Annotated in this window: 25 protein-coding genes; 13 read left to right on the top strand and 12 right to left on the bottom strand. The window is 75.2% G+C overall.

Features of this window, described 5'->3' with window-relative positions:
- Positions 1-2 precede the first annotated feature (2 nt).
- Positions 3-464, bottom strand: a complete 462-nt coding sequence (locus RM540_RS00900) for a LytR C-terminal domain-containing protein (RefSeq protein WP_311661298.1) — start codon at positions 462-464, stop codon at positions 3-5.
- A gap of 4 nt (positions 465-468) precedes the next feature.
- Positions 469-1,086, bottom strand: coding sequence for a hypothetical protein (locus tag RM540_RS00905; protein ID WP_311661300.1), 618 nt, complete (start codon positions 1,084-1,086; stop codon positions 469-471).
- Between the two features lie 226 nt (positions 1,087-1,312).
- On the opposite strand from RM540_RS00905, the gene RM540_RS00910 reads away from it, so the two are divergent.
- The 3 genes from RM540_RS00910 to RM540_RS00920 all read left to right on the top strand — a co-directional run bounded on the left by RM540_RS00910 (position 1,313) and on the right by RM540_RS00920 (position 3,834).
- Positions 1,313-2,011 carry a response regulator transcription factor gene (locus RM540_RS00910; RefSeq protein WP_311661302.1) on the top strand — a complete coding sequence of 233 codons (699 nt, stop codon included), beginning with the start codon at positions 1,313-1,315 and terminating at the stop codon, positions 2,009-2,011.
- Positions 2,012-2,201: 190 nt separating this feature from the next.
- Positions 2,202-3,335 (top strand): sensor histidine kinase, encoded by a 1,134-nt coding sequence (locus tag RM540_RS00915; RefSeq protein WP_311661304.1) that lies wholly within the window; start codon positions 2,202-2,204, stop codon positions 3,333-3,335.
- A gap of 37 nt (positions 3,336-3,372) precedes the next feature.
- Positions 3,373-3,834 (top strand): MarR family winged helix-turn-helix transcriptional regulator, encoded by a 462-nt coding sequence (locus RM540_RS00920; RefSeq protein WP_311661306.1) that lies wholly within the window; start codon positions 3,373-3,375, stop codon positions 3,832-3,834.
- A 57-nt stretch (positions 3,835-3,891) separates the two neighbouring features.
- On the opposite strand, the gene RM540_RS00925 is transcribed toward RM540_RS00920, so the two are convergent.
- The 5 genes from RM540_RS00925 to RM540_RS00945 all read right to left on the bottom strand — a co-directional run bounded on the left by RM540_RS00925 (position 3,892) and on the right by RM540_RS00945 (position 9,359).
- On the bottom strand, positions 3,892-4,350 hold the full coding sequence (locus RM540_RS00925; protein ID WP_311661308.1) for a hypothetical protein: 459 nt from the start codon (positions 4,348-4,350) through the stop codon (positions 3,892-3,894).
- 120 nt (positions 4,351-4,470) lie between these two features.
- Entirely contained in the window at positions 4,471-6,219 is a 1,749-nt protein-coding gene (locus RM540_RS00930) for a hypothetical protein (protein WP_311661310.1), read from the bottom strand.
- A gap of 127 nt (positions 6,220-6,346) precedes the next feature.
- On the bottom strand, positions 6,347-7,327 hold the full coding sequence (locus RM540_RS00935; RefSeq protein ID WP_311661312.1) for a branched-chain amino acid transaminase: 981 nt from the start codon (positions 7,325-7,327) through the stop codon (positions 6,347-6,349).
- Between the two features lie 217 nt (positions 7,328-7,544).
- On the bottom strand, positions 7,545-8,246 hold the full coding sequence (locus tag RM540_RS00940) for a glycosyltransferase family 2 protein (RefSeq protein WP_311661313.1): 702 nt from the start codon (positions 8,244-8,246) through the stop codon (positions 7,545-7,547).
- Positions 8,247-8,342: 96 nt separating this feature from the next.
- Positions 8,343-9,359, bottom strand: coding sequence for a YndJ family transporter (locus tag RM540_RS00945; protein WP_311661314.1), 1,017 nt, complete (start codon positions 9,357-9,359; stop codon positions 8,343-8,345).
- 188 nt (positions 9,360-9,547) lie between these two features.
- On the opposite strand from RM540_RS00945, the gene RM540_RS00950 reads away from it, so the two are divergent.
- From RM540_RS00950 to RM540_RS00975, 6 genes are all read left to right on the top strand, one after another.
- Positions 9,548-10,669: a S1C family serine protease gene (locus RM540_RS00950; RefSeq protein ID WP_311661316.1), complete on the top strand. Its 1,122-nt coding sequence runs from the start codon at positions 9,548-9,550 to the stop codon at positions 10,667-10,669.
- Positions 10,666-11,775, top strand: a complete 1,110-nt coding sequence (locus tag RM540_RS00955; RefSeq protein ID WP_311661318.1) for a hypothetical protein — start codon at positions 10,666-10,668, stop codon at positions 11,773-11,775. The genes RM540_RS00950 and RM540_RS00955 overlap by 4 nt, the downstream gene beginning before the upstream one ends.
- Positions 11,772-12,611 carry a hypothetical protein gene (locus RM540_RS00960; protein WP_311661320.1) on the top strand — a complete coding sequence of 280 codons (840 nt, stop codon included), beginning with the start codon at positions 11,772-11,774 and terminating at the stop codon, positions 12,609-12,611. The genes RM540_RS00955 and RM540_RS00960 overlap by 4 nt, the downstream gene beginning before the upstream one ends.
- Positions 12,608-14,155, top strand: a complete 1,548-nt coding sequence (locus RM540_RS00965; protein WP_311661322.1) for a magnesium chelatase ATPase subunit I — start codon at positions 12,608-12,610, stop codon at positions 14,153-14,155. Before RM540_RS00960 ends, RM540_RS00965 begins: the two co-directional genes overlap by 4 nt.
- A 145-nt stretch (positions 14,156-14,300) precedes the next feature.
- Positions 14,301-15,356 carry an ion channel gene (locus RM540_RS00970; protein WP_311661323.1) on the top strand — a complete coding sequence of 352 codons (1,056 nt, stop codon included), beginning with the start codon at positions 14,301-14,303 and terminating at the stop codon, positions 15,354-15,356.
- A gap of 51 nt (positions 15,357-15,407) precedes the next feature.
- Complete coding sequence (locus RM540_RS00975) at positions 15,408-15,908, top strand: GNAT family N-acetyltransferase (protein ID WP_311661324.1); 501 nt, start codon at positions 15,408-15,410, stop codon at positions 15,906-15,908.
- 153 nt (positions 15,909-16,061) lie between these two features.
- On the opposite strand, the gene RM540_RS00980 is transcribed toward RM540_RS00975, so the two are convergent.
- From RM540_RS00980 to RM540_RS01000, 5 genes are all read right to left on the bottom strand, one after another.
- Complete coding sequence (locus tag RM540_RS00980; protein WP_311661326.1) at positions 16,062-16,733, bottom strand: hypothetical protein; 672 nt, start codon at positions 16,731-16,733, stop codon at positions 16,062-16,064.
- Between the two features lie 4 nt (positions 16,734-16,737).
- The gene (locus RM540_RS00985; RefSeq protein ID WP_311661328.1) at positions 16,738-16,998 is read right to left on the bottom strand and encodes a DUF7218 family protein; all 261 of its coding nucleotides are present in this window, start codon (positions 16,996-16,998) and stop codon (positions 16,738-16,740) included.
- A gap of 161 nt (positions 16,999-17,159) precedes the next feature.
- A complete protein-coding gene (locus RM540_RS00990; protein WP_311661329.1) occupies positions 17,160-19,574 on the bottom strand; it encodes a T9SS type A sorting domain-containing protein in 2,415 nt (804 codons plus the stop codon).
- A 181-nt stretch (positions 19,575-19,755) separates the two neighbouring features.
- On the bottom strand, positions 19,756-20,103 hold the full coding sequence (locus tag RM540_RS00995; protein ID WP_311661331.1) for a peptide chain release factor-like protein: 348 nt from the start codon (positions 20,101-20,103) through the stop codon (positions 19,756-19,758).
- Positions 20,096-20,551, bottom strand: coding sequence for an MgtC/SapB family protein (locus tag RM540_RS01000; RefSeq protein ID WP_311661333.1), 456 nt, complete (start codon positions 20,549-20,551; stop codon positions 20,096-20,098). The genes RM540_RS00995 and RM540_RS01000 overlap by 8 nt, the downstream gene beginning before the upstream one ends.
- Before the next feature lie 73 nt (positions 20,552-20,624).
- Between RM540_RS01000 and RM540_RS01005 the strand changes: the two genes are divergently transcribed.
- The 4 genes from RM540_RS01005 to RM540_RS01020 all read left to right on the top strand — a co-directional run bounded on the left by RM540_RS01005 (position 20,625) and on the right by RM540_RS01020 (position 24,916).
- A complete protein-coding gene (locus RM540_RS01005) occupies positions 20,625-21,098 on the top strand; it encodes a sterol desaturase family protein (RefSeq protein WP_311661335.1) in 474 nt (157 codons plus the stop codon).
- Positions 21,099-21,212: 114 nt separating this feature from the next.
- On the top strand, positions 21,213-21,827 hold the full coding sequence (locus RM540_RS01010) for an RNA polymerase sigma factor (protein ID WP_311661336.1): 615 nt from the start codon (positions 21,213-21,215) through the stop codon (positions 21,825-21,827).
- Between the two features lie 358 nt (positions 21,828-22,185).
- Positions 22,186-22,893, top strand: coding sequence for a DUF305 domain-containing protein (locus tag RM540_RS01015; RefSeq protein WP_311661337.1), 708 nt, complete (start codon positions 22,186-22,188; stop codon positions 22,891-22,893).
- 109 nt (positions 22,894-23,002) lie between these two features.
- Positions 23,003-24,916 (top strand): LVIVD repeat-containing protein, encoded by a 1,914-nt coding sequence (locus RM540_RS01020; protein WP_311661338.1) that lies wholly within the window; start codon positions 23,003-23,005, stop codon positions 24,914-24,916.
- Positions 24,917-24,947: the final 31 nt, after the last annotated feature.

Below are 24,947 nucleotides of genomic sequence, written 5' to 3' on the forward strand. Positions count from 1 at the left end.
GGCTAGTCGGAGGCGGGCGGGGCGGGGCGGTCGAAGGGGGCGAGCGCGGGGTAGTCGGCGCCCAGCGTGACGGTCACGTCGAGGGCGTAGTCGTTGGCGGGGCCGCCGGTGACGACGGCCTCGGGGCTGAGCCCGAGCGCCTGCGCCACGTGGCGCGCGTCGCCCGGGGTCCCGGCGCGGACGACGACGGTCGACGTGGGCTGGCGGTCGGCGTTCCCCAGGCCGACCACGTCGAAGCCGCGGCGGCGGAGGTGGGCCGTGGTCCGGGACGCGAGCCCGTCGACGACGGAGCCGTTGCGGACCTCGACCTTGATCCGGCTGAGGTCCTCGGCGACCTCGCGCGTCGGCGTCGTGCGGGGCACGAACGTCCGGCTCGCGAACCCGTAGAGGAGGACGAGGACGAGCACCCCGCCCGCGACGAGCGCCACGTTGAGGAGGCCGTCCGTTAGCCGCGAGTCGGCCACGGGGCTACCGGCCGTCGCGGAAGAAGAGGGCGTCGCCGTCGGACGGCGCGAACGTGGCCGAGAACCCGGTCCGCCCGTACGCCCGCCCATAGGCGCCGGGGCCGTATCCGTAGGCCCCGTAGCCGTAGCCCCGCCCGTAGCCGTACGGCGAGCCGTAGGTCCCGTGCGGGCTCTGCTGCACCCGGAGCTGGAACGTCATGTTCTCGGTCGGCCGGTAGGCCAGCTCGGCGTTGCGGAGGAACACGCGGACGTCGCTCGCCCCGTCGAACCCGAGCGCCGACTGCACGCCGGCCGAGCCGAACGGGCTGTGCGCCACGCCCACGTCGACGCGCCCCGCCAGCTTCGCCGACGGCTGCCAGCGGAGCGACGACGTGAACACGCCCAGGCCTACGCCGCCCGCGGGGCCGGACCCGTACGAGAGCTCGTAGGAGTGGCCCAGCTTGAGGGTCTCGGCGTTGAACAGCTTCCCGAGGCTGAGCCCGCCCGGGGCGTCGGTGAGCGCCACGGGCGCCTGCCGCCCGGGGAGATCGGCCGTCCGCTGGGCGGCGGCGGGCGTGGAGGCCGCGAGGGCGAGCGCGAGGACGGCCAGGAGCGCGAACGGGGGCGGGGCGGGGCGGCGCATGGGCAGGGCGGGCGGGGCGGCCAGAATAACCTGGGGCGGGGCGGGACGTCGTCCAACGCCGGGCGCTCCAGAAGGTCCCCCAACGGCCCACGCCGGGCGGTGGTGCGCGGGGCGGGGCGGTGGAAGGGCCGCCCCGCCCGCGTGGTCGGCTCAGGACACGGAGCGGTAACACGCCGCGCGGCCGCCCCGCCCTAGCTTGACGGCCGCCCCGCCCGCCCCGCCCCCGATGGCCCCCGAGACCGCCACGGTCCTCGTCGTCGACGACGAGCCCGACCTCGTCGAGCTGATCCAGTACGCGCTCGAGGCCCAGGGCTTCACCGTCCTCACGGCGGCCGACGGCGTCGAGGCGCTGGCGCTCGCCGAAGCCGAAAGGCCGGACCTCCTCGTCGTCGACATCATGATGCCGCGGATGGACGGGATCGCGCTGACGGCCCAGGTCCGCGAGCGCGGCGCGCTCCGGCTCACCCCGATCCTGATGCTGACGGCGCGGACCGACGAGCGCGACGAGATCGCGGGCCTCCAGGCCGGCGCCGACGACTACCTCCCGAAGCCGGTCTCGCCCAAGCGGCTCGTGAGCCGCGTGAAGGCGCTCCTGCGCCGCGTCGAGCGCGAGGACGGGGCGACGACGAGCCAGGTCCGCGTCCACGACCTCGTCGTCGACCGCGAGCGGTACGTCGTCGAGCGCCCAGACGCCGACGAGACGTTCCGGCTCCCGCGCAAGGAGTTCGAGCTCCTGTTCTTCCTGGCGAGCCACCCCGGCCGCGTGTTCGAGCGCGACGAGCTGCTCTCGGCCGTCTGGGGGCCGGACGTCGTCGTGGTCGACCGGACCGTCGACGTCCACGTGCGGAAGATCCGGGAGAAGATCGGGAGCGACTACATCGAGACGGTCAAGGGCGTGGGCTACCGGCTGGCCGAGGCCGTCTAGAGCAACGTGCAGGTGGGTACAGGGTACTCGGTACAGGGTACGCGAGCGCCGAGGTCAGATCGGGCCGTACCTCGTACCCGGTACTCCGTACCCACCCGAAGTACCCACCCGAAAGGAGCTCCAGGGCGCCGGGCGGGGCGGAGTATCCTGCGCCCGCCCCGCCCCGCGGAGCCGCCCCGCCCCGAGCGCGATGCCCGCCCCGCCCCGCTTCCACCGCCTGTCCCTCCGCGTCGCCGTGGCCGTGGCCGGCGCGGTCGCGGTCGCCGGCGTCGCGGGCGCCCTCGCGCTCGGCGCGGGCGGGGCGGGCGCGGTCGCAGGGCTCGCGCTGGCAGCTGTCGCCGGCGTGGCCACGTACGTGGCCGTCTCGCGCCAGGTGGCCGAGCGCCTCGACCTGGCGCGGCGGACGCTCCGCGACGCCCGCAAGCGGCGGTTCGACGCGCTCGCCCGGCTCCCGGGCACCCGCCGCGACGACCGCGACGAGCTCGACGCGCTCACCCGTCAAGTCGGGCGGGCGGGGCGGGCTCTCCAGGAGGAGATCAAGCGGCTCGAACGCGTCGAGAGCTATCGCCGCGAGTTCCTGGGCGACGTGAGCCACGAGCTCCGCACGCCCATCTTCGCGATCGCCGGGTTCGCCGAGACGCTCCTCGACGGCGCCCTCGACGACGACCGCGTGCGGCGGCGGTTCGTCGAGAAGGTGCTCTCGAACGCGCGCCGCCTCGAAACCTTGACGCGCGACCTCTCCGACATCTCGAAGCTCGAAACCGGCCAGCTCGTGCTCGACCGGGCCGCCTTCGACCTCGCCGCGGTCCTAGCCGACGTGGTCGACGGCCTGGAGCCGGCCGCTGCCGCGCGCGGCGTCGGGCTCGCGGCCCGCCCCGCCCCCGGCCTCCCGCCGGTCGTGGGCGACCGCGACCGCGTGCGGCAGGTGCTGGCGAACCTGGCCGAGAACGCGCTCAAGTACAACGAGCGGGGCGGCTCGGTCGAGCTCACGGCCCGGCTCCGCCCGACCGGCGAGGTCCGCGTGGCCGTGGTCGACGACGGGATCGGGATCCCGGCCGACGCGCTCCCGCGCCTGACCGACCGCTTTTTCCGGGTCGACAAAAGCCGGTCGCGGGCCGAGGGCGGGACCGGGCTCGGGCTGGCCATCGTCAAGCACCTCCTCGAAGCCCACGACCAGCGGCTCGACGTCGAGAGCCGCGTCGGCTATGGGTCGACGTTCTCGTTCGCGCTCCCCGCGGCCGCCCCGCCCTCGGCGGCCTCGGACGACGCCGCTGAGGCCGGCACGGCGGGCGGGGCGGTCGGGCGGGGCGGAACTCGGTCCTGACCCTGCCGGGTACGACGGCCTCACCGACGGCCGCCCCGTGACCCTCGCCGACCTTATCCAGCAGCACGAGTTCGCGTCGCCCGCGCAAGAGGCCGTCCTGAACGTGTTCGCGACCGAGTCGTGGGTATCGGGCGAGATCGCCGCAGCGCTCGCGCCGCACGGCGTCACCGAGGCTCAGTACAACGTGCTCCGCATCCTCCGCGGCAGCCACCCCGCCCGCCTCGCGTGCTCCGACATCGGCGACCGCCTCGTCGACCGGACGCCCGACGTGACGCGGCTGCTGGTCCGGCTCGAAAAGCACGGGCTCGTCGAGCGCCGCCGCGCCGAGCACGACCGCCGCGTGGTCGAGGTCGCCATCACGCCGGACGGGCTCGACACGCTCGCGACGCTCGACGGCCCGGTCGACCGCGTCATGGAGGCCGTCACGGAGCACCTCTCGGACGACGACCTGGCTACGCTCTCGGCGCTCCTGGAGCGGATGCGGGCGGGCCAACAGTAGAACGGGCCGCCCCCGTCGTGAGGGGCGGCCCGTGCGTCGTCGGGGGCGGGGCGGCGGCTACCAGCGGGGCTCGCCGCGGACGGCGGAGAGCTGGGCGGCGGCGCCGGCGGCCTCGGGCGAGAACGTCCCCACCCAGACCGCGTAGGGGCCGGCGTCGGCGCGGGCGAAGCTCACGCCCGGGTTGCTCCCGTTGGCGTCGTCGCTGCAGTGCCAGCGGCCGGCGGGGTCCGCGATCAGGATCGTCGTGTCGATGTCCGAGGTCGCGTAGATCGCGAGCGGCCCGCCGCCCTCGGCCTGGACGACGGCCGTCGGCGCGTCGTTCGTGATGAACCCGGAGCACCCGCTGCCGGGGACCCCGTTGCGGTCGGGGCCGCCGGCTTGGATGGACATCGAGGCCGGTTCGGCTGCGGCCGTGAGCGTCCCCGCCTTCGGGGCCGCCTTGGAGTTGGGCTGCGCCTGGGCGGGGAGGGCCGCGAAGAGGAGGCCGGCAAAGGCAAGGAGGAGCGAAACGCGCATGGCCGTGGTGTGGGGAGCCCGGAGGAAAGGGAGCCGAGGAAACGCCAGGCCGATGCTCCTGGTGCCCCGCCGCGCAGGGCTCACGAAAGGGTCACGCGCGCCGCCCCGCCCGTGCTCGCCCTACTCGCCGCCCCGCTCCACGCGGAGCCGGGCGGGCGTGGGCGCCGGCAGGCGCGAGAACGTCCCGACCCAGACCGACGCCGCCCCGCCCGCGGCGTCGACCGTGACGCTCGGGTCGGTCCCGTCGGCGTCGTCGCTGCACGTCCACGCCCCGTCGGCCGTCCGAACGACGAGCGTGAGGTCGGTGCCGGCCGTGGCAGAGATCGTGAGCGGGCCGGAGCCCTGGACCTCGGCCGCCGGCCGTTCGCTGAGGAAGCCGCGGCACACGTCGCCGTCGACCGGGTTGGAGACCGGGCCGCCGGCGAGGACCGCGGCCTCGGTCTCGAGCGCGCTCACCACGACGGCCGCCCCGCCCGGCCGGATCGCGTCGCCCGCGTAGGAGCCCGGCGACTGCGGGGTCGACTCGACGGCGCTCGCCGGGTCGTCTTCGACGGCGAGCGCGCCGGGCGTCGCCGCGACCGCGACCGCGACGGGCGCCGTGGCCGGACCGAACGTCCCCACCCAGGTGAGGTAGTCTCCGGGCTCCGTCTCGTCGAACTGGACGGCGGGGTCGAGCCCTTGGGAGTCGTCGCTGCACAGCCACGTCCCGCCCGGCGTCCGCACGGTGAGGGCGAGGTCCGCGTCGCTGGCGGCCGTCGCCGCTACGGTGACCGGCCCCTCGACATCGAAACGAAGCGCCGTCGTCGGCGCGACGTCGAGGTAGCCCGTGCAGGCGCGGCCGCTGACGGGGTTGGGGCTCGTGGGCTGGATCAGGTAAGCGGCCTCGACGGGCTCGGCGCCCAGCACGAGCGGGGCGGGGCGGGCGTCCAGGTCGAGCACGGTGTACGTCCCCTCCGAGTACGGCAGGTTCCGCGCCCGCTCGTCGAGGACGCTCTCGGGCACCGTCTCGGACAGGACGAGCCGCGCGTCGACGGGCTCCGGGTCCCCGTTCGTCGTCCCCAGCCAGACCGCGTAGTCGCCCGCGGCGGCGTCGTCCACGACGACGGGCAGCGCCAGGGCGTAGCCGCCGTCGCTGCACAGGACCGTCCCGTCAGGAGTCTGGACGAGGACCGCGAGGACGTCGTCGCCCGGGGTCGACGCCGCGACCACGAGCGGGGCGGCCTCGGCCGCCGTGTACCGCACGCGCGCCGTCGGCCGCGCGGCGTCGACGAACCCCCGGCACTCCGAGCCGAGGGAGCCGATCCAGTCCGCCCCGCCCGCCTGGACGGCGATCTCGATGGAGCCGCGGTCGGCCTCGAACCCGGCGGCCGCGTCGACGTCGCCCGCCGCGGGCGGGGCGGTGGCGTCGAGGGCCAGCGCCGGGGCCGCGCCGGCGTAGAGGGCCACGGCGGGCTCGTCCGGGTCGGACGCGTACGAGCCGACCCAGACCGCGTAGCGCCCGGCGGCCGCCCCGCCCACGGTGACAACCGGCATGAGTCCCTCGGCGTCGTCGTTGCACGTCCACGACCCGTCCGGCTGGGCCACGAGCAACGTCGCGTCGAACGCGGCCCGCGTCCACACGCTAAAGTCGCCGCCGCCCCAGTCCACGACGGCGTCGGGCGCGCTGGGGTCGACGACGCCGGTGCAGCCCGGCACCTCGTTGTCGACCCGGGCGCGGACGTCGAACGCGACGCGCGCCGCCTCCCCCGGCGCCGGCGCGAGCGCCCCGTGCGCGGGCGGGGCGGCCGTCTGCATCGGCTGGGCCGAGGCGGAGCCGGCGAGGAGGGCGAGCCCGAGGAGGGCCGACGAGAGGGCGGGGCGGAGAGACACAGGCGAGGAGACGAGTGGGCGGGGCGGCAAAAGGTCGGTCCGCCCCGCCCGGAATAAGGCGGGGAACAGGCCAAGAAAAAGGGCGCCCCAGCTGTGCCGGGGCGCCCAACGTTGCAGGAGACGAGGGTTAGGCCGTCTCTCCGACGGTCGGCGTGCCGCTCGTCGCCGCGCCGTCGCCGGCCGCCCCGCCCGGCGCCTCGCGGGCGAACGTGAGCCAGCCGCGCGGGTTGGCCGTGTCGCGGAGCGCCTCGAAGTAGGCCGTCTGGAGCTCCTCCGTGACCGGCCCGCGCCGGCCCTCGCCGACCTGGTAGTGGTCGACCGAGCGGATGGGCGTGACCTCGGCGGCCGTGCCCGTGAAGAACATCTCGTCGGCGAGGTAGAGCGCCTCGCGGGGGAGGATCTTCTCCTCGACCGTGTAGCCGCGCTCGCGGGCGATCTGCATGACCGAGTCGCGCGTGATGCCGGGCAGGATCGACATGGTCGACGGCGCCGTCATGATCACGTTGTCGCGGACGAGGAACAGGTTCTCGCCCGACCCTTCGGAGAGGTAGCCGTCCACGCTCAGCGCGATGCCCTCGGAGTAGCCGTTGAGCACGGCCTCCATCTTGATCAGGCTCCCGCCGAGGTAGTTGCCGCCGGCCTTCGCCATCGCCGGCAGCGTGTTCGGGGCAGGGCGGTTCCACGACGACACCTGCACGTCGACGCCCTGCTCGACGGCCTCGTCGCCGAGGTACTGGCCCCACTCCCACACCGCGACGACGACCTCGACCGGGGCGCCGAGCGGGTTCACGCCCATCTTCCCGTGCCCGCGGAACGCGACCGGGCGGATGTAGCACGCGTCGAGCCCGCTGTCGGCCACCGTCCCGACGACGGCCTCGCACAGCTCGTCGACGCTGTAGCCCAGGTCCATCCGGTGGATCTTGGCCGAGTCGACGAGCCGGCGCATGTGCTCGCGGAGCCGGAAGACGGCCGGGCCGCGGTCGGTGTCGTACGCCCGGATCCCCTCGAACACGGACGACCCGTAATGGACGACGTGGGAGAGGACGTGGATGGTGGCGTCGTCGTGGGCGACGAGCTCGCCGTTGAACCAGATGCGGGGCGTCGACATGGGCGGGGGGGAGGGTGGGGAAGGGCCGGACGGCCTGCGGGGGCGGGGTGGGTGTCCCGAGCCTGCGGAGCCGTTTGGCAGGGGGAAGATAGGGGAGGCCGCTTTCGGAAGCGCTTCCATCGGAATTCAGTCGCCCTCTTCGCACCGGAGGACGGCCCGCCCCGCCCCGCCGTTCCGGCCCGCCCGCGGCGGGCGGGGCGGGGTGGTCACAGAGCGGTCACGGAGGGCGCCGCGCCAGCGCGTGGCGGCCGACGGTCCACAAGATCTTGGCGCCGGCCCGGACCGTCCCGTTCACGGTCCCCGTGATCTTCGAGCGGCCCACGCGGCGGCGGTAGCCCACCGGCACCTCGGCGCACCGGAGGCCGGCGCGGACGGCGCGGACCTGCATCTCGACGGTCCACCCGAACGTCTCGTCGGCCATGCCGAGCCCGACGAGGGCGGGGTAGCGGACGGCGCGGAACGGGCCGAGGTCCGTAAAGCGGACGCCCCACCGCGCCCGGATAAGGAAGCACGCGAGCGCGTTGCCCCACCGGGCCTGCGGGAGCAACGCGCCCCGCTCGACGCGGCCGGCGCGCTGCCCAAGCCGGCGGCTCCCGATCACGAGGTCGGCCTCGCCCGCCGCGATCGGCGCCAGCACGTCGCGCAGCTCCTCGGGCCGGTCCGACAAATCGGCGTCGACAAAGGCGACGACATCGGGCGCCCGCCCCGCCCGTGCGCTAGAGGCGACGTGGGCGAGGCCGGCGAGGCAGGCGCGCCCGTACCCCGCGCGCGGCTCCGCCACGATGGTCGCGCCGGCGGCCCGGGCGACGGCCGCCGTTCCGTCGCGCGATCCGTTGTCGACCACGACCACCTCGCGGACCGGCGGCAGCGCCGCCACGACGGCGCCGACTGAGGCGGCCTCGTCACGGGCCGGGATCACGACGACGGTGCGGGCGAGGAGGTCGTCCAGAGGAGCGGGGGGAGGGAGAACGGGGGGCGACCGCCCCGCCCCTGGAGGCCGGGCGGGGCGGTCGCCTTACGCGGCCCGCGCGACGGGCGGGGCGGCCGGCGCGGCGGCGCGGGCGGGGCGAGGCCGGAGCCGCCGCCACCCGAGCGCCCCCCACAGCCCGAACCCGACCGCGTTGAGCCACCCGTGGCGCGGCAGCATCCACAGCACGTCCGGCGACGCGATCCCGAGGCGCGGGCCGAGGTGGAACCACACGGCGAGCCCCATCGCGAGCGCCAGCGCCCCGCCCGAGACGGCCACCATAAGCCCCGCCCAGCGGTCCGCGAGCGTCGGCCCGAGGGCGACCCCCAGCGCGCCGGTCCCCATCGCCGACGCCGTCAGGAGCGCGACGCCGACCGTTTCGAGCGCCGGTCCGCCCGCCGGTCCGCCCGACGCGGCGATCCCGAACGCGACGAGCCAGAACCCGACGACCAAGCCGGCCGCCGTCGCGGCCCAGGCGGGGCGGAGCCGGCTGCCCGCCGGGAGCGCGCGGCCGAGGAGCCCGCTCCAGACCGCCGCCGCGAACGCGCCGTAGTGGAAGTGGGCCGCCGTGAGCAGCACGACGAGCGGCCCGTACGGCCCGGGGTCGATGCCGGCCCGCGCGAACCCGAGCCAGACCGCCCCGCCCGGGAGCGACGCGAAGCCGGCGGCGAGCACGACCTCGGCCGCGTCGAGCGTGCCGGCCTGGTGGCGCCGCCACGCCCCGCGCAGCGCCCACACGGCGACGGCGGCGGTCGCCAGCCCCCACGGCACCACGAGCGCCCCGGCCCACATTCCAACGGGGACGAGGAACGAGCCCGCAGCGGCGAGGGCGCCGGGGAGGATCAGCCACGAGGCCGCCGCGAGGGCGGGGTCCGTGCGCCGCTCGAACGAGGCCGGCAGCGCGGCGTCGAGGTAGAGCGGCACGAGCACGAGCGGCGCCAGCAGCACGAGGTGCGCGCCGAGTTCGTGCGCCGCCCCGCCCGCCAGCGGCACGAACAGGAGCGCACTCCACGCGACCAAGCCGACGAGGGCGCTCCGGGACAAGCGGCGGGAGAGGGCGGGCACGCGGGCGGGGCGGGGGACGGGGCGGCCAAGATCGCCGCGTCGGCGGTCGGGCGGGGCGGCGCCGGGCGGGGCGGCAGAGCGGGGCGGCGCACGCGGCCCCGCCCGTTCCAAGCGTTCGTGAGCCCGCCCCGCCCGAGAAACCGGCCGGCGGGCGCCCCGTAGGTTGCCGATTGCCCACCCCGCCCCCCATGCGCACGCTCTCCCTGCTCCTCGTCGCCCTGCTCGCCGGGTGCGAGCAGACGGCGCACTCCCAGCAGGCCGCCCCGCCCCCGCTCGCCGTCGAGGCCCCGCCGGCCGACGGCGAGATCCTGTCGAGCCGGCGGACGGCCATCACGCGCGCGGTCGAGGCCGCCAGCCCGGCCGTCGTGTCGGTCAACGTGATCGAGGTCCAGAACGTCCGCGTGCGGGACCCGTTCGCGGGCTTCTTCGGGCGCCGCGTGCCCGACCGCGTGTACCAGCAGCAGGTGCAGGGCGTCGGGTCCGGGTTTATCGTCTCGCCCGACGGCTACATCGTCACCAACGACCACGTGGCGGGGAACGCGACCAAGATCACGGTCGCCTTCCCCGACGGGAGCCAGCTCCCGGCCGAGCTCGTCGGGAGCGACCCGCAGACGGACATCGCGCTCCTCAAGGTGGACCCGCCCGCGGCGCTCCCGTACCTCTCGTACGAGGAGGCCGGCGACGCCATCGTGGGCGAGTGGGTCGTGGCGCTGGGCAACCCGTTCGGCCTGTTCGAGGCCGCCGAGCCCACGGTCACCGTGGGCGTTGTCAGCGCGATCGGCCGCGACTTCCCGGCCCAGGACGGGCGGACGTTCCGCGACCTCGTGCAGACCGACGCGGCCATCAACTCGGGCAACTCGGGCGGGCCGCTCGTGAACGCGCTGGGCCACGTGATCGGGATGAACACGTTCATCTTCTCACGCTCGGGCGGGTCGGTCGGGATCGGGTTCGCCGTGCCGTCGTGGCGCATCCGCCAGGTCGTCGCCGAGCTCCGTACGTCGGGCTCCGTCGACCGCTCGTTCTACACCGGGTTGAGCGTGAACGCGGTCACCCCGCAGATCGCCCGGGCGCTCGGGCTCGACGACGTCCGCGGGCTCATCGTGCGGAGCGTGGAGCCGGGGAGCCCGGCCGAGGCCGCCGGCCTCCGCCCGTACGACGTCGTCCGCTCGGTCGGCGGCGAGCCGATCGCCTCGAACGAGGACATCCGCCAGCGCCTCGTCGACCTCCGCGCCGGCGACGTGGTCCGCCTCGGCGTCGTGCGTGACGGGCGCCCGCTCGACGTCTCGCTCCGGCTGGGCCGCGCCGAGTGACCCGCCCGCCCCGCCCCGCCAGCGCCCGCCCCGCCCCGTTCCGCCCCGCCCGGCTCGGCCTCCTGCTGCTGGTCGCGGGCGGGGCGGTGGCCCTGGCCGGGTGCCTCCCGTCGAGCCAGCGCGAGCTCGACCGCTCGGTCTCGGCCGCCGACTCGGCCTCGGTCGCGCTCGCCGCCGCGGCGCCCGTCGACACGCTCGACGTGGTGTGGGAGGCGAGCCCGGCGCTCGACCTGCCCACGTCGCTCGGGTGGTACGGCCGCGGCGTGGCCGTGGTCGAGACGCAGGGCGGGGCGGCCCGCCTGCTCGGCGCGGACGGCGCCGACGCCGGCCGCGTCGACCTGGGCGGCGACTACCCGTACCTCGCCGGCGTGCGCGGCGACACAGTCGTGGTGCTGGCGCGCGGCGCCGACCAGCTCCGGTGGGCCGTCCCCGGCCGCGGCGTCGTCCGCGCCGTGCCCGCCCCGCCCGGGGCGACGGCGGCGCTCGTGACCGACTCGCTCATGGCCGTGCGCACCGGCGGCGGCTCGGGCGAGGAGGCGCCGCCGGGCGCCGTCGAGGTGCTGGACGAGGGCGGGGCGGTCGTGGCGCGGCACGCGCTCACCGGCCCACCGTGGCGGTCCATCGGGTTTCTGCGCGCGTGGGGCGGGCGGCTCGCCGCGCTCTCGGGCTACCGCCCGGTCGTCGACGTGCTCGCGCCCGGCGCCGCGCCCGGCGCCCCGCTCGACACGCTCGCGCTCGTCGGGTTCGCCTCGCCGCAGCTTACGCGCTCGGCCCAGTACGTCCGCGGCGACGTGGACGAGCCGCCGCTGCTGACGTCGAGCGCCGCCCCGCTCGGCGACCGCCTGTTCGTCCTCAACCTCCGCGGCGACCACCTCCGCGTCGACGTGTACAGTCGGGCGGGGCGGCTCGAGCGCGTGCTCGTGGGGGCGGAGCGCTCGGAGGAGGTGTACCCGCTCGACCTCGCGGTGCGGGAGACCGGCGGAGCCTTCGAGATCGCCGTGCTCCTGTCGCGCCCGCCCGGCCTGCTCCAGGCGCCGGCGAGCCGCGTCGTGCTGTACCGCTGGACGCCGCAGCCCGAGCCCGCCCCGCCCCCGGCCTCGCCATGACCCGCCCCGCCCGGCTCGCCCTGGCCGCGCTCGCGCTCGCCGCGTGCGCCGACCCCGCCCCGCCCGCCGGCGGCGCGGGCGGGGTGGCCGACGCGCCCGCTGCCGCCCCTCTCGACGCGGCGCCCGACACGTTGGCCATCACGACGCAGACCCGCGAGCTCGCCGAGCGGCCCGCCCCCCCGCTCCGCGTCGACGGCGCGTGTCCGTTCGAGGGCTGCACCTACGGGACCTGGACCACCTCGGCCGAGACGACGGTCTACGGGCGGGGCGGCGACTCGACGAGCGCCGCCTTCACGGTCCCCGCCGGGACGGGGCTCGACGCGTCGGGCGGGTTCGCGCTCCTCACGCGCGTCGGGACATCCGTGGCGACGCGGCCGACGGACCTGCTCGTGCCGCGCGGCGAGCCTGCCCCGCTCGCCCCAGGCGACACGGTCCTCGTGCTGGACTACGAGGGCGAGGGGAGCTTCCGCGTGTGGCACGGCGGCCGCATCGGGTTCTCGGACGCCGGCAGCAACCCGGGCGCCGCGCTCCGCCAAGCGACCGCCCCCGAGCAGCAGTGGTGGGCGCGCGTCACGGCGCCGGACGGCCGGGCGGGGTGGCTCTGGATGGGCCGGACGCCGAGCGTGGCGGGCGCCGCCGAATTCGCCGCGTTGTCGGGCCGCGCGCCAGGCACGGCCGGCCGCGCGCGCGCCGTTGTCGGGGGCCGGCAGGCCGCCCCGCCCCAGGTTGCTCCGCCCCGCCCGCCCCGCCCCCGTTTCGCCGGGCGGGGCGGGGAGGAACGGCGCGCGGCGGCCGGCGTGCAGGTCCCCAACGATCCAACACCACGCATTCGATGACCGACGCCCCCGACATCTCCACGCTCGGCGCCCTCAAGGCCAGCGGCTACCGCCCCCGCTCGGTCAAGGACGAGGTCCGCGCGAACCTCGTGCAGCGCCTGAAGGCGGGCGACGACGTGTTCCCCGGCATCCTCGGGTTCGACCGGACGGTCATCCCGCAGGTCCAGAACGCGCTCCTCGGCCGCCACGACTTTATCCTGCTCGGGCTCCGCGGCCAGGCCAAGAGCCGGATCGTGCGGATGCTCCCGTCGCTCCTCGACGAGTGGGTGCCGGAAGTCGAGGGGTCCGAGATCCACGACGACCCGCTCGCGCCGGTCTCGAAGTACGCCCGCGACCTCGTTGCCGAGCGGGGCGACGAGACGCCGGTCACGTGGCTCCACAGGTCCGCCCGCTACGGCGAGAAGCTCGCGACGCCCGACACGTCGATCGCCGACCTCATCGGCGACATCGACCCCATTAAGGCCGCCACGCGCAAGCTGACGTACGCCGACGAGGAGGTCATCCACTTCGGGATCATCCCGCGCACGCACCGCGGCATCTTCGCGATCAACGAGCTCCCGGACCTCCAGCCGCGCATCCAGGTCGGCCTCCTCAACATCATGGAGGAGCAGGACATCCAGATCCGCGGGTTCAACGTCCGCATCCCGATCGACGTGCTCATGGTGTTCACGGCGAACCCGGAGGACTACACGAACCGCGGCTCGATCATCACCCCGCTCAAGGACCGGATCGACTCGCAGATCCTCACGCACTACCCGCGCGAGCTGGGGATCGGCGTCGAGATCACGCGCCAGGAGGCGTGGGACGACCGGGCCGGCGGCGACGGCGCGCCGGAGACGCCGGCCGTCCACATCCCCCACGTGTTCCGCGAGATCATCGAGCAGGTGGCGTTCGAGGCCCGCGCGTCCGAGTACGTCGACCAGAAGTCGGGCGTGAGCGCGCGCCTGACGCGGGCGGCCCTCGAAGACCTGGTCTCGGCCGCCGAGCGCCGGGCGCTCCTCAACGGCGAGGCCGAGACGACGGCGCGGGCGTCGGACCTGGAGGCCGTCGAGCCGGCCGTGACGGGCAAGGTGGAGCTGGTCTACGAGGGCGAGCAGGAGGGCGCCCAGGAGGTGGCCCGCGCGCTCGTCGGCCGGGCCGTCGCGGCGATCATGAAGACGTACCTCCCCGACCCGGCCGAGAAGGGGAGCGGCGAGAGCGGCGGCCGCGCCGCCTACAGCGAGGTGCTCGGGTGGTTCTCGAAGGGGAACGCCGTCGACCTCGACGGCGACCTCCCGTTCGCCGACTACGCCAAGGCGCTCGACCGCGTCGACGGGCTGGGCAAGCTGGTCGACGCCCACACGCAGCCGTCGAGCCCGGCCGAGAAGGCGTCGGTGATGGAGCTCGCGCTCGAGATGCTCCACCAGCACTCGCTCGTGGGCAAGGAGGTGGCCGACGACGGCGCCAGCTACGCCGACATGATGGGCTCCGTGCTCTCCGGGCTGGGCTCGTACGACGACGACGACTTCGACGACGACGACGACGAGTACCGGCGCTTCAACTGATCCCGCCCCGCCCCGCCCGTTCTCCACGCGCAGACTCCATGTGCGGGCGGGGCGGACGAAGTAGGATCGGCGTGAGCCGGCGTGGCCTTCGGCGCACGCCGTGGGCGGGGCGGGGTAGGTTGGGCGGCTCCCCCCGCTCCGCCTCGTGATCCGTCTTCTGCCCGCCCTCGTCCTGCTCCTCGCCTCCGCGCCGGCCGCCTCGGCGCAGACCGCCCCGCCCGCCCCGTCCGGCGGGGACCTCCGGGTCGCCGTGGCGCCGGCGCCCCCGTTCGTCGAGGCCGGCACCGACAGCACGTGGGACGGCCTGGGCGTCCACCTCGCGCGCGAGGTGGGCACGCAGCTGGGGCGGAGCGTCCAGTTCGTCCGCGCGGACGACCCCGTGGCCGCGGTCGCGGGCGGGGCGGCCGACCTCGCCGTGGCGACGATGACGGCCGAGGACGAGGACCGCGTCGACTTTACGGCCCCGTTCTACTCGGCCCGCCTCGGCATGGCGCGCGAGACCGGGAGCGGCATCGCCGAGGTGGCAAAGCGGTTCTTCTCGCCCACCTTCTTCAAGATCGCGCTCGGCCTCGTCGTCCTCCTGTTCCTCATCGGGCTCGCCATGTGGGGCATCGAGCGGCACGAGGACGAGAACGAGATCCGCGAGGAGAAGGCTGGCATCTGGGACGGGTTCTGGTGGGCCGGCGTGACGATGACGACGATCGGCTACGGCGACACCGTCCCGCAGACGACGGGCGGCCGCGCGCTCGCGCTGGTCTGGATGATCGTCTCGCTCGCCGTGACGTCGGCGCTCACGGCCGCCCTCGTCTCGGCGCTCGGGATCGGGAGCGGCTCGGGCGGCGGCGCGTCGTTCCCCGACGACCTCCGCGGCGAGCGCGTCGGCGTCGTCGCGGGCTCGGCGGCCGAGGCGGTGCTCGCCGAGAGCCGCGTGACCGCGCGGCCGTACCCGTCGCTCGCGGCCGGCCTGGACGCCGTCGAGGCCGACTCGCTCGACCTGTTCGTCGACTCCGTCCCGCGCCTGAAGGTGGCGACGTCGGAGACCGACCGCGGGCTCCGCGTCGAGACGACCGGGTTCGAATACGAGCGGTGGGCGCTCGCCGCCCCGCAGGGGAGCGACCTCCGCGAGGCCGTCACGCGCGCCGTGCTCGAGCGGGTCCAGAGCCCCGACTGGCCGCCGACCGTCGCCCGCTACCTCCCGTAGCCGCCCCGCCCCGCCCGCCTGCACGGGCGGGGCGGCCACCTAACCCGACCCATGCCGACCTCTCCGTTCGCGGGCACACTCCGCCCCGCCACGCCCGACGACGCCGACCTCGTCTGCCGCCTGATCCTCGACCTCGCCGCCTACGAAAAGGCCGGGCCGGGCGACGTGGCCACGACGCCCGAGGCCGTCCGCGCCGCGCTCGCGCCCGACGCCGCGCCGGCCCTCTCGGCGCTCCTCGCCTTCGACGGCGACGAGGCCGCCGGGCTCGCCCTGTTCTACCCCGCCTACTCTACGTGGCGCGCCAACTGGGGCGTCTACCTCGAAGACCTGTTCGTCCGCTCCGAGCACCGCGGCAAGGGGATCGGGCTGGCCCTGTTCCGGGCCGTCGCCGCCGAGGCCGTCGCGCGCGGGGCCGACCGGATGGATTGGGTGGTCCTCAACTGGAACCGCCTAGCCATCGACTTCTACGAGGGCCTGGGCGCCGAGGCCCAGACGGAGTGGACCGGGATGCGCCTCTCGGGCGCCGCCCTCGCCCAGTTCGCTGACGGCTAGAGCCCCCTCCGGGGAGGTACGGGGTACTCAGTACGAGGTACGGCCCTGGAGTGCTTTTTAGGAACGATAGAGGCCTGGGGGCGGGGCGGGGAGGCGCATCGTTCCCCAGAGCCGGCAGCGGATTCCGTACCCGGTACCTCGCACCCTCCGGGGCTAGGGGCGGGGCGGCCCGACGACGCGCGCCCGCACCTCGCGCACAAACCGGCCGTCCGCGACCTCGATGGCGACCCAGTTCGACACGCGCCCGTCCGCCCGCGCCGCGAGGCGGACCGTCTGCCGCCCCGCCCCCGCCGCGTCGAGGTCGAGGACGACGCGGTCCTGAAACGCGTCGATCGCGTTGTCGCCGAACGGGCGGTCGCCGACGAGCGCGACGACGCCCTCTTCCTCGTCCAGATCGGGCGCCCCGCCGCCGTCCTGGTCGAGCGCGAACTCGACGAGGCTGGGGTCGCCGGCGTCCACGCCGACGAAGCGCAGGCGGAGGCCCGGCGCCCCGCCCACGACCGCGACGACGCCGTCCGCCCCGCCCGCGCGGAACGGGACGAGGGCGACGCCGGCCCACCCCGCCCGCGGCCGCACGACCACGCGCGTCCCGTCGGCCGGCGCGACCTGGACGTCGGGGTGCGCGCCGAACGCGGCCGCCCCGCCCGCCCCGAGCGGGGCGGCGTCGAGCGTGTCCGCCCGCCCGGCCTCGACGCGAAGGACCGGGACGAGGCCCGCGCCGGTCGACTCGGGCGGGGCGGGGCGGACGCCCGCGCACCCGGCGAGCAGGAGGAGCGCGACGAACCCGACGTGGACCGGCAGAGCGGGGGCGGGGCGGGGCGTCACGCGGCTACCCGGTGCGGAGGGCGCCGATCAGCTCGGCCTTCGTCATGCGGCTCCGGCCCTCGACGCCGAGCTCTTTGGCGCGGTCGTGCAGCTCGTCCTTCGTCCACTCCTCGTAGGCCTTGGCGTGGCCGCCTTTCTCCGACGGGTGCATGTCGGGGTTGGCCTGGGCGTTCGCGATCGCCGCCGCTTTGTGCGTGGAGTAGCCCTTGTCGCGGAGCGCTTCGTACGCGTCGTCGTTTTTGATGCGGCTGCCGTGGTCGGCCATGACGGTGGGGCGGGGCGGTGACGGGCGGGGCGTAGACAGACGAGCGGCCGCCCCGCCCGTTCCGAGCGGCCGCCCCGCCCGTTCCGAGCGGGGTTCCCAAACGGCGCGCGGGGGCGGACCCGGAGGCCCGCCCCCGCGCAGGGAGCTCAGATCCGGCGGTCTTAGCGGGCGACCGTGATCCGGACTGTCTGGGTCTCATCGCCGACCGTGGCGCGCACGACGTAGACGCCGGAGGGAACGCCCGAGGCGTCGAACGCGACCTCGTGGCGGCCGCGCTCGACGGGGCCGGACGCGAGGACGGCCACGCGGCGGCCCAGCACGTCGTAGACCGCCACCTGGGCGTCTCCGGCCTCGGCGGCGCCGAACGCGATGAGCGCGCGGCCCGACGTCGGGTTCGGCGCCGACGTGACGGCCAGGTCGACCGCCTCGTCGGGACCGCCCTCGCCGGCCACGCCGCCGCCCGCGCTGGCGCTGCCCGGCGTGGGCGGGGCGGCCGCGTAGGAGCCGTTCCCGGTCCGCTGGATCGAGGCCTCCTCGGTGTCGCCCGACGCTACCTGGTCCTCGGGCACGCCGAAGGCGCTCGCTAGGCTCCCGGACGGCGCGGCGCGGCGGCTCGCGGTGACGGCGTTGTCGTAGATCAGGACGTCAGCGCGCGTCGACGCGTTCTGGCCGGCCGCGGCCCCGTTCGGGTAGTCGCTCGCCTTGCCGAGGTAGAGGGCGACCGCCCCGCTCCCGTCGACGACGTCGTTGGGGGCGCCGCCGAGGACGGCCTGGTTGGCTGCCGCGACGCCGGGGTCCGACACCACGTAGACCTCACCGGGCGCGAGCACGCCCTGGAGGTTGAACTGAGCGTAGGCCAGGTTGTCGGCTCCGTTGAAAAAGACGAGGGCGTAGTCGGCCAGCTGAGCCGGAACGTCGCTGACGTTCTGGATCTCGACGAACTCCGCGGCGTCGCCCTCGCCAAGCGGCGGCGTGACGGCGTCGACCTCGCTGATGACGAGGTCGCCCGAGACCGGCCGCGAGGCGAACTCGAAGGCGCCGATGTCGGCCCGCTCGTCCCCGCTGCGGATGCCCGGGCGGAGGAAGCCGCGGCCGTCGAGGGCCGGCGCGTCGGCCCCGATGGCCGGGTCGGCGGCGTCGATGGCCGGGCTCGCGGCGCCCAGCTCGTACGCCGTGACGGCGTAGCCCGCGCCCCGGTTGGCGCCGATGACGACCGGGTTGATCCGGGTCGCGTCACTGGCCTGCCCGCTCCCGATGCGGCTCCCGTTCTGGTCCACGGCCGCGCCCGGCTGGACGTCGGGGAAGCCGGCCTCGACCGAGCTGTTGGTCCCGATCAGGTTGAAGCCGCGGTCCACGAGCAGGCCGGTCGTAAACGGGTTCGGCCCCGGCCCGGCGTCGTCGTCAGCCACGGACCCGTCGTAGAGGTCGGACCCCGGCTGCTTTGTGGCCGCCGTCGTGGTCCCGTCGTTGCGGGTGTCGCTGCCGGCCGTGTTCGACGCGACGATCGTGTTGGTCAGCGTGGTCTCCCCGCCGTTGACGCTCGCGACGCCGCCGCCCGCCCCGCCCTCGCCTTCGGCACCGGCCTGGCCGCCGTTCGTGCCGGCGGCGCCGGCCGAGGGGTCGCCGGCCACGTTGTTCGCGATCGTCGACCGCTCGACGCTCAGCGTCCCCTCGTTGTAGACGCCGGCGCCGGAGCCGCCGGAGCCGCCGTTGCCGCCATCGGCCGGGGCGCCGCTCGACGGGGCCGTGCCGAAGCCCGGCGAGCCGGCGTCGCCCGTCTCGTTCTGCGCCACGAAGCTCCGGCGCAGGGTGAGGGCGCCGTAGTTGGCGATGCCGCCGCCGTCGCCACCCCGCCCGGCGTTGCCGCCGCGCGTCTGGGCGATCCCAGCCGAAGGCGCCGTCCCGTTGCCGCCGCTCGACGTGGCGCAGTTGTTGACCGAGACCTGGTCGAGCAGGGCCGTCACGCCCGCCGCGACGAGCACGCACCCGCCGTCGGCCCCGTCCGCGCCGTCCACGGACTGGCCGGGGCCGGGGCTCGAAACACCGTTGGCGCCGGGCTGCGCCGTGCCGCCGGTGATCGTGACGCGCTCGATGCGGACCTCGTTCGAGAGCAGGTGGAACACACGGTCGTTCGGGCTCACCGTGACCTGCGGGCCGGGCGTCCCGGTGCCGCGGATCGTGAGCGACGAGAACGCGGCGGCCCCGGCGCCCAGGTCGAGGTCGCCGTAGGCGTTGCCGTCCTCGTACGTCTCCGCGGCGACGTTGGGGGCCACGCGCGAGAGCGTGTAGGTGCCCGAGACGCCGCCCGCGAGCTGCCCCGGCAGGTTGATGACGACGGGGCCGGGCGTCGCGTTGGCCTCGTCCACGGCCGCCCGGAGCGTGCAGCGGGGCTCGGCGGACGGGTTGGACTCGGTAAAGGTGTCCAGGCACACGCCGTCGCCGGGCGTCCGGTCGCGGGCGTTGGCGTCGTCCGCGGCGGAGTTGACCGTGAACACGGTCGTCGGGACTTGGGCGCTGGCCGGACCGGCGAGAAGGGCTACCGCGAGCGGGATCCAGCGGGGGGTTGCAAAAGGCATGTAGAGCGGAGTGGGATGAAAAGCAGGCGAGACGCTACCGCCATCGTAGAGGGCGGGGTGGAGGGGGTTCCTCGGGAGACGTGATCGTTGGGTGAGGGGGACGGCTAAAGACCGGCTTGGCATTTTCCCCCACGCTTCGTTGTTGCAGGAGGCGCGGGCGCGGACGCGCAGGGACAGTCGGTCACCAGTCGGGCTTTTGCCGGTTGGCCTTTTTCTCGGACCGGCGCTTTTTGGCCTCGATCCGGCGCCGCTTCGAGCCGCGCGTCGGCTTGGTCGGCCGGCGGACCTTGACGGGCCGGTTCATCTCCTCCAGCCGCTCGCGGAGCGTGGCCACGGCGAGGGCCTTGTTGCGGAACTGGCTCCGTGACGACCGGCTCTGCACGCGGACGCCGGTCGGCCGGTGCGTCAGGCGGACGCCCGTTTCGACCTTGTTCGCCCGCTGGCCGCCCTTGGTCCCGGCGCTCATCGTCTCGACGTCGCACTCGGCGAGGAGGTCGTCGTTGGTGTCGGGGATGGGGACTTTAGCCACGGCGGAGCTCCACGCGGCGTTCGAGGCGCTCGGCGGCGCCGAGCACGAGGACGGTGAGGACCGTGGCGCCGACGGCGAGCACGTAGCGGTCGAGCGCGACGGCGATCCCGATGGGCGCCACGACGAGGAGCGAGGCGGCCGTCGTGAGCCCGCGCGTCCGGTCGCGCTCGCGGTCGCGGAACACGATGCCGGCGCCCAGGAACCCGAGGCCGGCCGCGATCGCCTGGACGGCCCGCACCGGGTCGACGCGGACGCCCCCGCCGGCGGCGGCGCCCGCGGCCACGCTGACTTCGACGAACAGGAACGACGAGAGCGCCACGAGCATCATCGTCCGCAGGCCGGCGCCCTTCCCCTTCCGCTCGCGCTCCCACCCGACCACCCCGCCCAGCGCGAGCGCCAGCACGGCGTCGGCGAGCGTGCGGAGGTCAGCGAGGGCGGCGTCGAGCATCGGGGATCGCAGGAGGCGGGGCGGGGCGGGGTGGTCCTACGTTCGTCCGCCCCGCCCCGGTCCCCCGCCCGCCGTGCTCCGCTTCCTGCTCCTGGCCGCCGCCGCGTTCGCCGTGATGGAGGTGTCCGCGTACGTCCTCCACCGCTGGCTCTTCCACGGCGCCCTGTGGCGGCTCCACCGGACGCACCACGACCCGGCCCACGGCCACGGCGACGGGTTCGAGTGGAACGACCTGTTCTCGGTCAGCTTCGCGGCCGTCTCGCTCGGGCTGATGTGGGCGGGGCGGGGCGCCCCGCTCGCGAGCGGAGCGTTCCCGCTGGGCGTCGGGATCGCCGTCTACGGCGCGCTCTACTTCGTGCTCCACGACCTCTACGCGCACGGGCGGCTGGGGCCGGTGAAGACGAAGAACCCGGCGGCGCAGTCGGTGAAGCGGGCGCACGGGCGGCACCACCAGTCGCTCTCGAAGGAGGGGCAGGAGCCGTACGGGCTCTTCCTGTTCCCGCCGTGGATGGGCCGCCGGTTCGAGCGGAAGCGGGACCGCGCCTGACCGCGGGGCGTCGGCGCAGCCCGCCGCCCCGCCCGCGCCTCCCCGCACCTACGGGCGGCGGGAGCGGGCGGGGCGGGGTAGTTTGCCGCCCCGCCCCGAGTTACGACGCCCGCCATGCCGCCTGCCCCGTCTCCGTCCGCGCCCTCGGCGTCGAGCGAGGAGGACCGCGCGACGGTCGCGCAGGCGCTCGGCGGCGACCAGCGGGCGTACGAGCGGCTGGTCACGAAGTACCGGGGGCCGCTGACCCACCACGTCTCGAAGATGGTCCGCGAGAGCGCCGTCGTCGACGACCTGGTGCAGGAGGCGTTCGTCAAGGCGTTCGGATCGCTCGACAGCTACTCGCCGACGTACGCCTTCTCGACGTGGCTCTACCGGATCACGACGAACCACACGATCGACCACATCCGGCGCAAAAAGCTGCCCACGTTCTCGATCGACAAGCCGGTCCAGACGCGCGACGGCCAACTCCAGATGGAGCTCCCGGACACGACCTACCGCCCCGACCGGGCCGTCGTGACGGACCAGCGCAACGCGATCCTCCGCGAGGCCATCGAGGCGCTCCCGCCGAAGTACCACCGCGTCATCGTGCTCCGGCACCAGGAGGAAAAGACGTACGACGAGATTGCGGACGAGCTGGACCTCCCGCTGGGCACCGTCAAGGCGCACATCTTCCGCGCCCGCGCGCTCCTCAACAAGGCGCTCCGCGCGCGCCGCGACGAACTGGAATAGCCGGGGGAGGCGGTGGATCAGTGGGTCAGGTTTTCGGGCGGGGTGGTCGAGGCGGGCACGTCGCCGTCCCGAGGCGGCGGCGGTCCCCCTCCTGGACACCCCGAGGGGACGGCGCAGCCAGGAGGGGCTAGGACCCAAAGGGCGGGGTGGTGGTCGGGCGGGCGGGGCGGTCAAGACCGGCACCGCCCCGCCCTGGGCGCCGCGGCCCGACGGCGTTGCATGCAACGCCGCCCCGCCCGCATGGGCGGCAGCCGGTCGCCCCGACGGCGGCCGCGGGCGGGGCGGCGTCTGTGGAGGCGCCTCGCCCCGCGCGTCCGCTACCTTGCCCATGCACACCCTGCCCCGACGGGCCGCATCTGTGACGCGCCGACCCCCACCGTTCCGTCTGCTCGCCCTCGTCCTCGCGCTCGGCGCGGGCGGGGCGGCCGCCCAGACCACCCCGCCCTCGACGGCCGAGCTGGAGGCGCTCTACTGGGCGCGCCAGGACAGCGCGCTCGCGCGCTACACCGACGCCGACGTCCGCTACATGACCGGCATGATCGGGCACCACGCGCAGGCGCTCGTCATGGCCGACATGGCGGCGACCCACGGGGCCAGCCCAGCCGTCCGCCGCCTCGCCGCGCGCATCGACAACGCGCAGCGCGACGAGATCCGCTCGATGCAGCGGTGGCTCACCGACCGCGGCCAGTCGGCCCCCGAGGTGCGCCCCGATGGGACGGCGCCGATGGCGCACGGCATGGACCACGGCACGGACATGGACCACGGCGGGCACGAGGGCCACGGCGCCGGCATGGCGATGGACCACGCCTCGATGCCCGGGATGCTCTCGCCGGCCCAACTCGCCGAGCTCGACGCAGCCCGCGGCGCCGACTTTGACCGCCTGTTCCTGGCCTACATGATCCAGCACCACGGCGGGGCGGTCGTCATGGTCGACGAGCTGTTCGCGGCCGACGGCGCGGCCCAGGACGGAGCCACGTTCAAGCTGGCCTCCGACGTCCAGGTCGACCAGCGGACCGAGATCGCCCGGATGCAGCAGATGCTCGACGCGATGGTCGGCGACGAGTAACGGGCGCCGAGCCCGCTCTCGCGACCGCCCCGCCCGGCTCCAACGCCCCCTCCGCCTCGTGCTCGTTTTTCGTACCTCGTCACTCCCCACCCGCCCACCCCACCCCGCCATGCGACGCCTCGCCCTCTCCGTCCTCCTCCTCGCGCTCGCCGCCCCGCTCGCGGCCGGCGCCCAGACGACCGCCGACCCGCGCGTCGGGCTCGGGGCCGGCCTGTTCGACGCCGAAGAGGCCATCTCCGGCCTCCGCAAGCTGTCCTCGACCGCCCCGCCCGAGGCGTTCGTCGGCATGACCAACTCGGACCTCGCGTTCAAGGGCGACTACGCCATCCAGGGCAACTACAACGGCGTCATCGTCTGGGACCTGTCGGACCCGTCGGCGCCCGAGCTCGTCACCGAGTACGTGTGCCCGGCGTCGCAGAGCGACGTCTCGGTCTACGGCGACCTCCTGTTCGTCTCAGGCGAGGGGCTGGAGGGCCGGCTCGACTGCGGGGTCGAGGGCGTCGACGAGAGCGTGAGCACGAACCGCCTGCGCGGCATCCGCATCTTCGACATCTCCGACATCCGCGCGCCGGAGTACGTCTCGAACGTCCAGACGTGCCGGGGCTCGCACACGCACTCGGTCCTGAAAGACCCGGCCGACGACGAGAACGTCTACGTCTACGTGTCCGGCTCGGCGCCGGTGCGGCCTGAGGACGAGCTGCCGGGGTGCGTCTCGGCGGCGCCCGGTGAGGACCCGGAGTCGGCGCTATTTCGGATCGAGGTCATCAAGGTCCCGCTCGACGCGCCCGAGCAGGCGGCCATCGTGAGCAGCCCGCGCATCTTCGAGGGCCTCGTCGAGCCCGAGGCGCACGGTCCGTCGCAGGCCGACCTCGCTGAGATTGCGGAAGCCCGCGCGCGGGGCGAGTTCGTCGTCGAGATCCAGGGGACCCCGATGGTCCTCCCGGCCCAGATGACGGCCCAGATGCTGACCGCCGCCGTGGCGGGGCGGGGCGGGGAGGGCGCGCCGACGGCGGCCGACACCGCGGCCGTCCGCCAGCAGATCGACGCCATGATTGCGGCCCGCTTCGGCGACGACGAGGAGGACGACGGTCCGCGCCCTGGCCCGACGCAGTGCCACGACATCACGCTCTACCCGGCCATCGGGCTCGCGGGCGGGGCGTGCGAGGGGTACGGCTTGCTCCTCGACATCACGGACCCCGTCAACCCGCGGCGGCTCGACGCGGCCGCCGACTCGAACTTCTCGTACTGGCACTCGGCCACGTTCAACAACGACGGCTCGAAGGTCGTCTTTACCGACGAGTGGGGCGGCGGCGGCCAGCCTAAGTGCCGCGCCGGCGACCCGATGGAGTGGGGCGCCAACGCCATCTTCGAGATCGAGGACCGCGCGCTCGACTTCCAGAGCTACTACAAGCTGCCGGCCGAGCAGACGGCCGAGGAGAACTGCGTGGCCCACAACGGCTCGCTCATCCCGATCCCGGGCCGCGACGTGATGGTGCAGTCGTGGTACCAGGGCGGCATCTCGGTCTTCGACTGGACGGATTCGGAGAACCCGATTGAGATCGCCTACCACGACCGCGGGCCGATCTCGGCCGACCAGATGGAGATGGGTGGGAGCTGGTCGGTGTACTGGTACAACGGGGACATCGTCTCGTCCGAGATCGCGCGCGGGCTCGACGTGTTCGAGCTCGTGCCGAGCGAGCACCTGACGCAGAACGAGATCGACGCCGCCGACACGGTCCGCCTGGACTACCTCAACGCGCAGGGCCAGCCGACCTACATCTGGCCGCCGTCGTTCGCGCTCGCGCGGGCCTACGTCGACCAGCTCGACCGCTCGGGCGGGTTGGAGGCGTCGGACGTCGCCTCGGTCCGCGAGGCGCTCGCCTCGGCCGAGGGCCAGGACGGGGAGGCCCGCCGCTCGGCGCTCGTGGCGCTGGCCGACGACCTCGACGCGGCCCGCCCCGCCCGCGACGCCGAGAAGGTGGAGATGCTGGCGGCCGCCGTCCGCGTCCTGGCGGCGAGCTGATGCGCCGACCGCCCCGCCCGCGGCGCGTTGG

This window comes from Rubrivirga litoralis (assembly GCF_031846415.1).
GTDB classification, from domain to species: domain Bacteria; phylum Bacteroidota; class Rhodothermia; order Rhodothermales; family Rubricoccaceae; genus Rubrivirga; species Rubrivirga litoralis.

Excerpts from the sequence above, each read along its gene's own strand:
- RM540_RS00905 (WP_311661300.1), bottom strand. The coding sequence starts at position 1,086 with ATGCGCCGCCCCGCCCCGCCCCCGTTCGCGCTCCTGGCCGTCCTCGCG.
- RM540_RS00910 (WP_311661302.1), top strand. The coding sequence starts at position 1,313 with ATGGCCCCCGAGACCGCCACGGTCCTCGTCGTCGACGACGAGCCCGAC.
- RM540_RS00915 (WP_311661304.1), top strand. The coding sequence starts at position 2,202 with ATGCCCGCCCCGCCCCGCTTCCACCGCCTGTCCCTCCGCGTCGCCGTG.
- RM540_RS00925 (WP_311661308.1), bottom strand. The coding sequence starts at position 4,350 with ATGCGCGTTTCGCTCCTCCTTGCCTTTGCCGGCCTCCTCTTCGCGGCC.
- RM540_RS00935 (WP_311661312.1), bottom strand. The coding sequence starts at position 7,327 with ATGTCGACGCCCCGCATCTGGTTCAACGGCGAGCTCGTCGCCCACGAC.
- RM540_RS00950 (WP_311661316.1), top strand. The coding sequence starts at position 9,548 with ATGCGCACGCTCTCCCTGCTCCTCGTCGCCCTGCTCGCCGGGTGCGAG.
- RM540_RS00960 (WP_311661320.1), top strand. The coding sequence starts at position 11,772 with ATGACCCGCCCCGCCCGGCTCGCCCTGGCCGCGCTCGCGCTCGCCGCG.
- RM540_RS00965 (WP_311661322.1), top strand. The coding sequence starts at position 12,608 with ATGACCGACGCCCCCGACATCTCCACGCTCGGCGCCCTCAAGGCCAGC.
- RM540_RS00975 (WP_311661324.1), top strand. The coding sequence starts at position 15,408 with ATGCCGACCTCTCCGTTCGCGGGCACACTCCGCCCCGCCACGCCCGAC.
- RM540_RS00985 (WP_311661328.1), bottom strand. The coding sequence starts at position 16,998 with ATGGCCGACCACGGCAGCCGCATCAAAAACGACGACGCGTACGAAGCG.
- RM540_RS00990 (WP_311661329.1), bottom strand. The coding sequence starts at position 19,574 with ATGCCTTTTGCAACCCCCCGCTGGATCCCGCTCGCGGTAGCCCTTCTC.
- RM540_RS01000 (WP_311661333.1), bottom strand. The coding sequence starts at position 20,551 with ATGCTCGACGCCGCCCTCGCTGACCTCCGCACGCTCGCCGACGCCGTG.
- RM540_RS01010 (WP_311661336.1), top strand. The coding sequence starts at position 21,213 with ATGCCGCCTGCCCCGTCTCCGTCCGCGCCCTCGGCGTCGAGCGAGGAG.
- RM540_RS01020 (WP_311661338.1), top strand. The coding sequence starts at position 23,003 with ATGCGACGCCTCGCCCTCTCCGTCCTCCTCCTCGCGCTCGCCGCCCCG.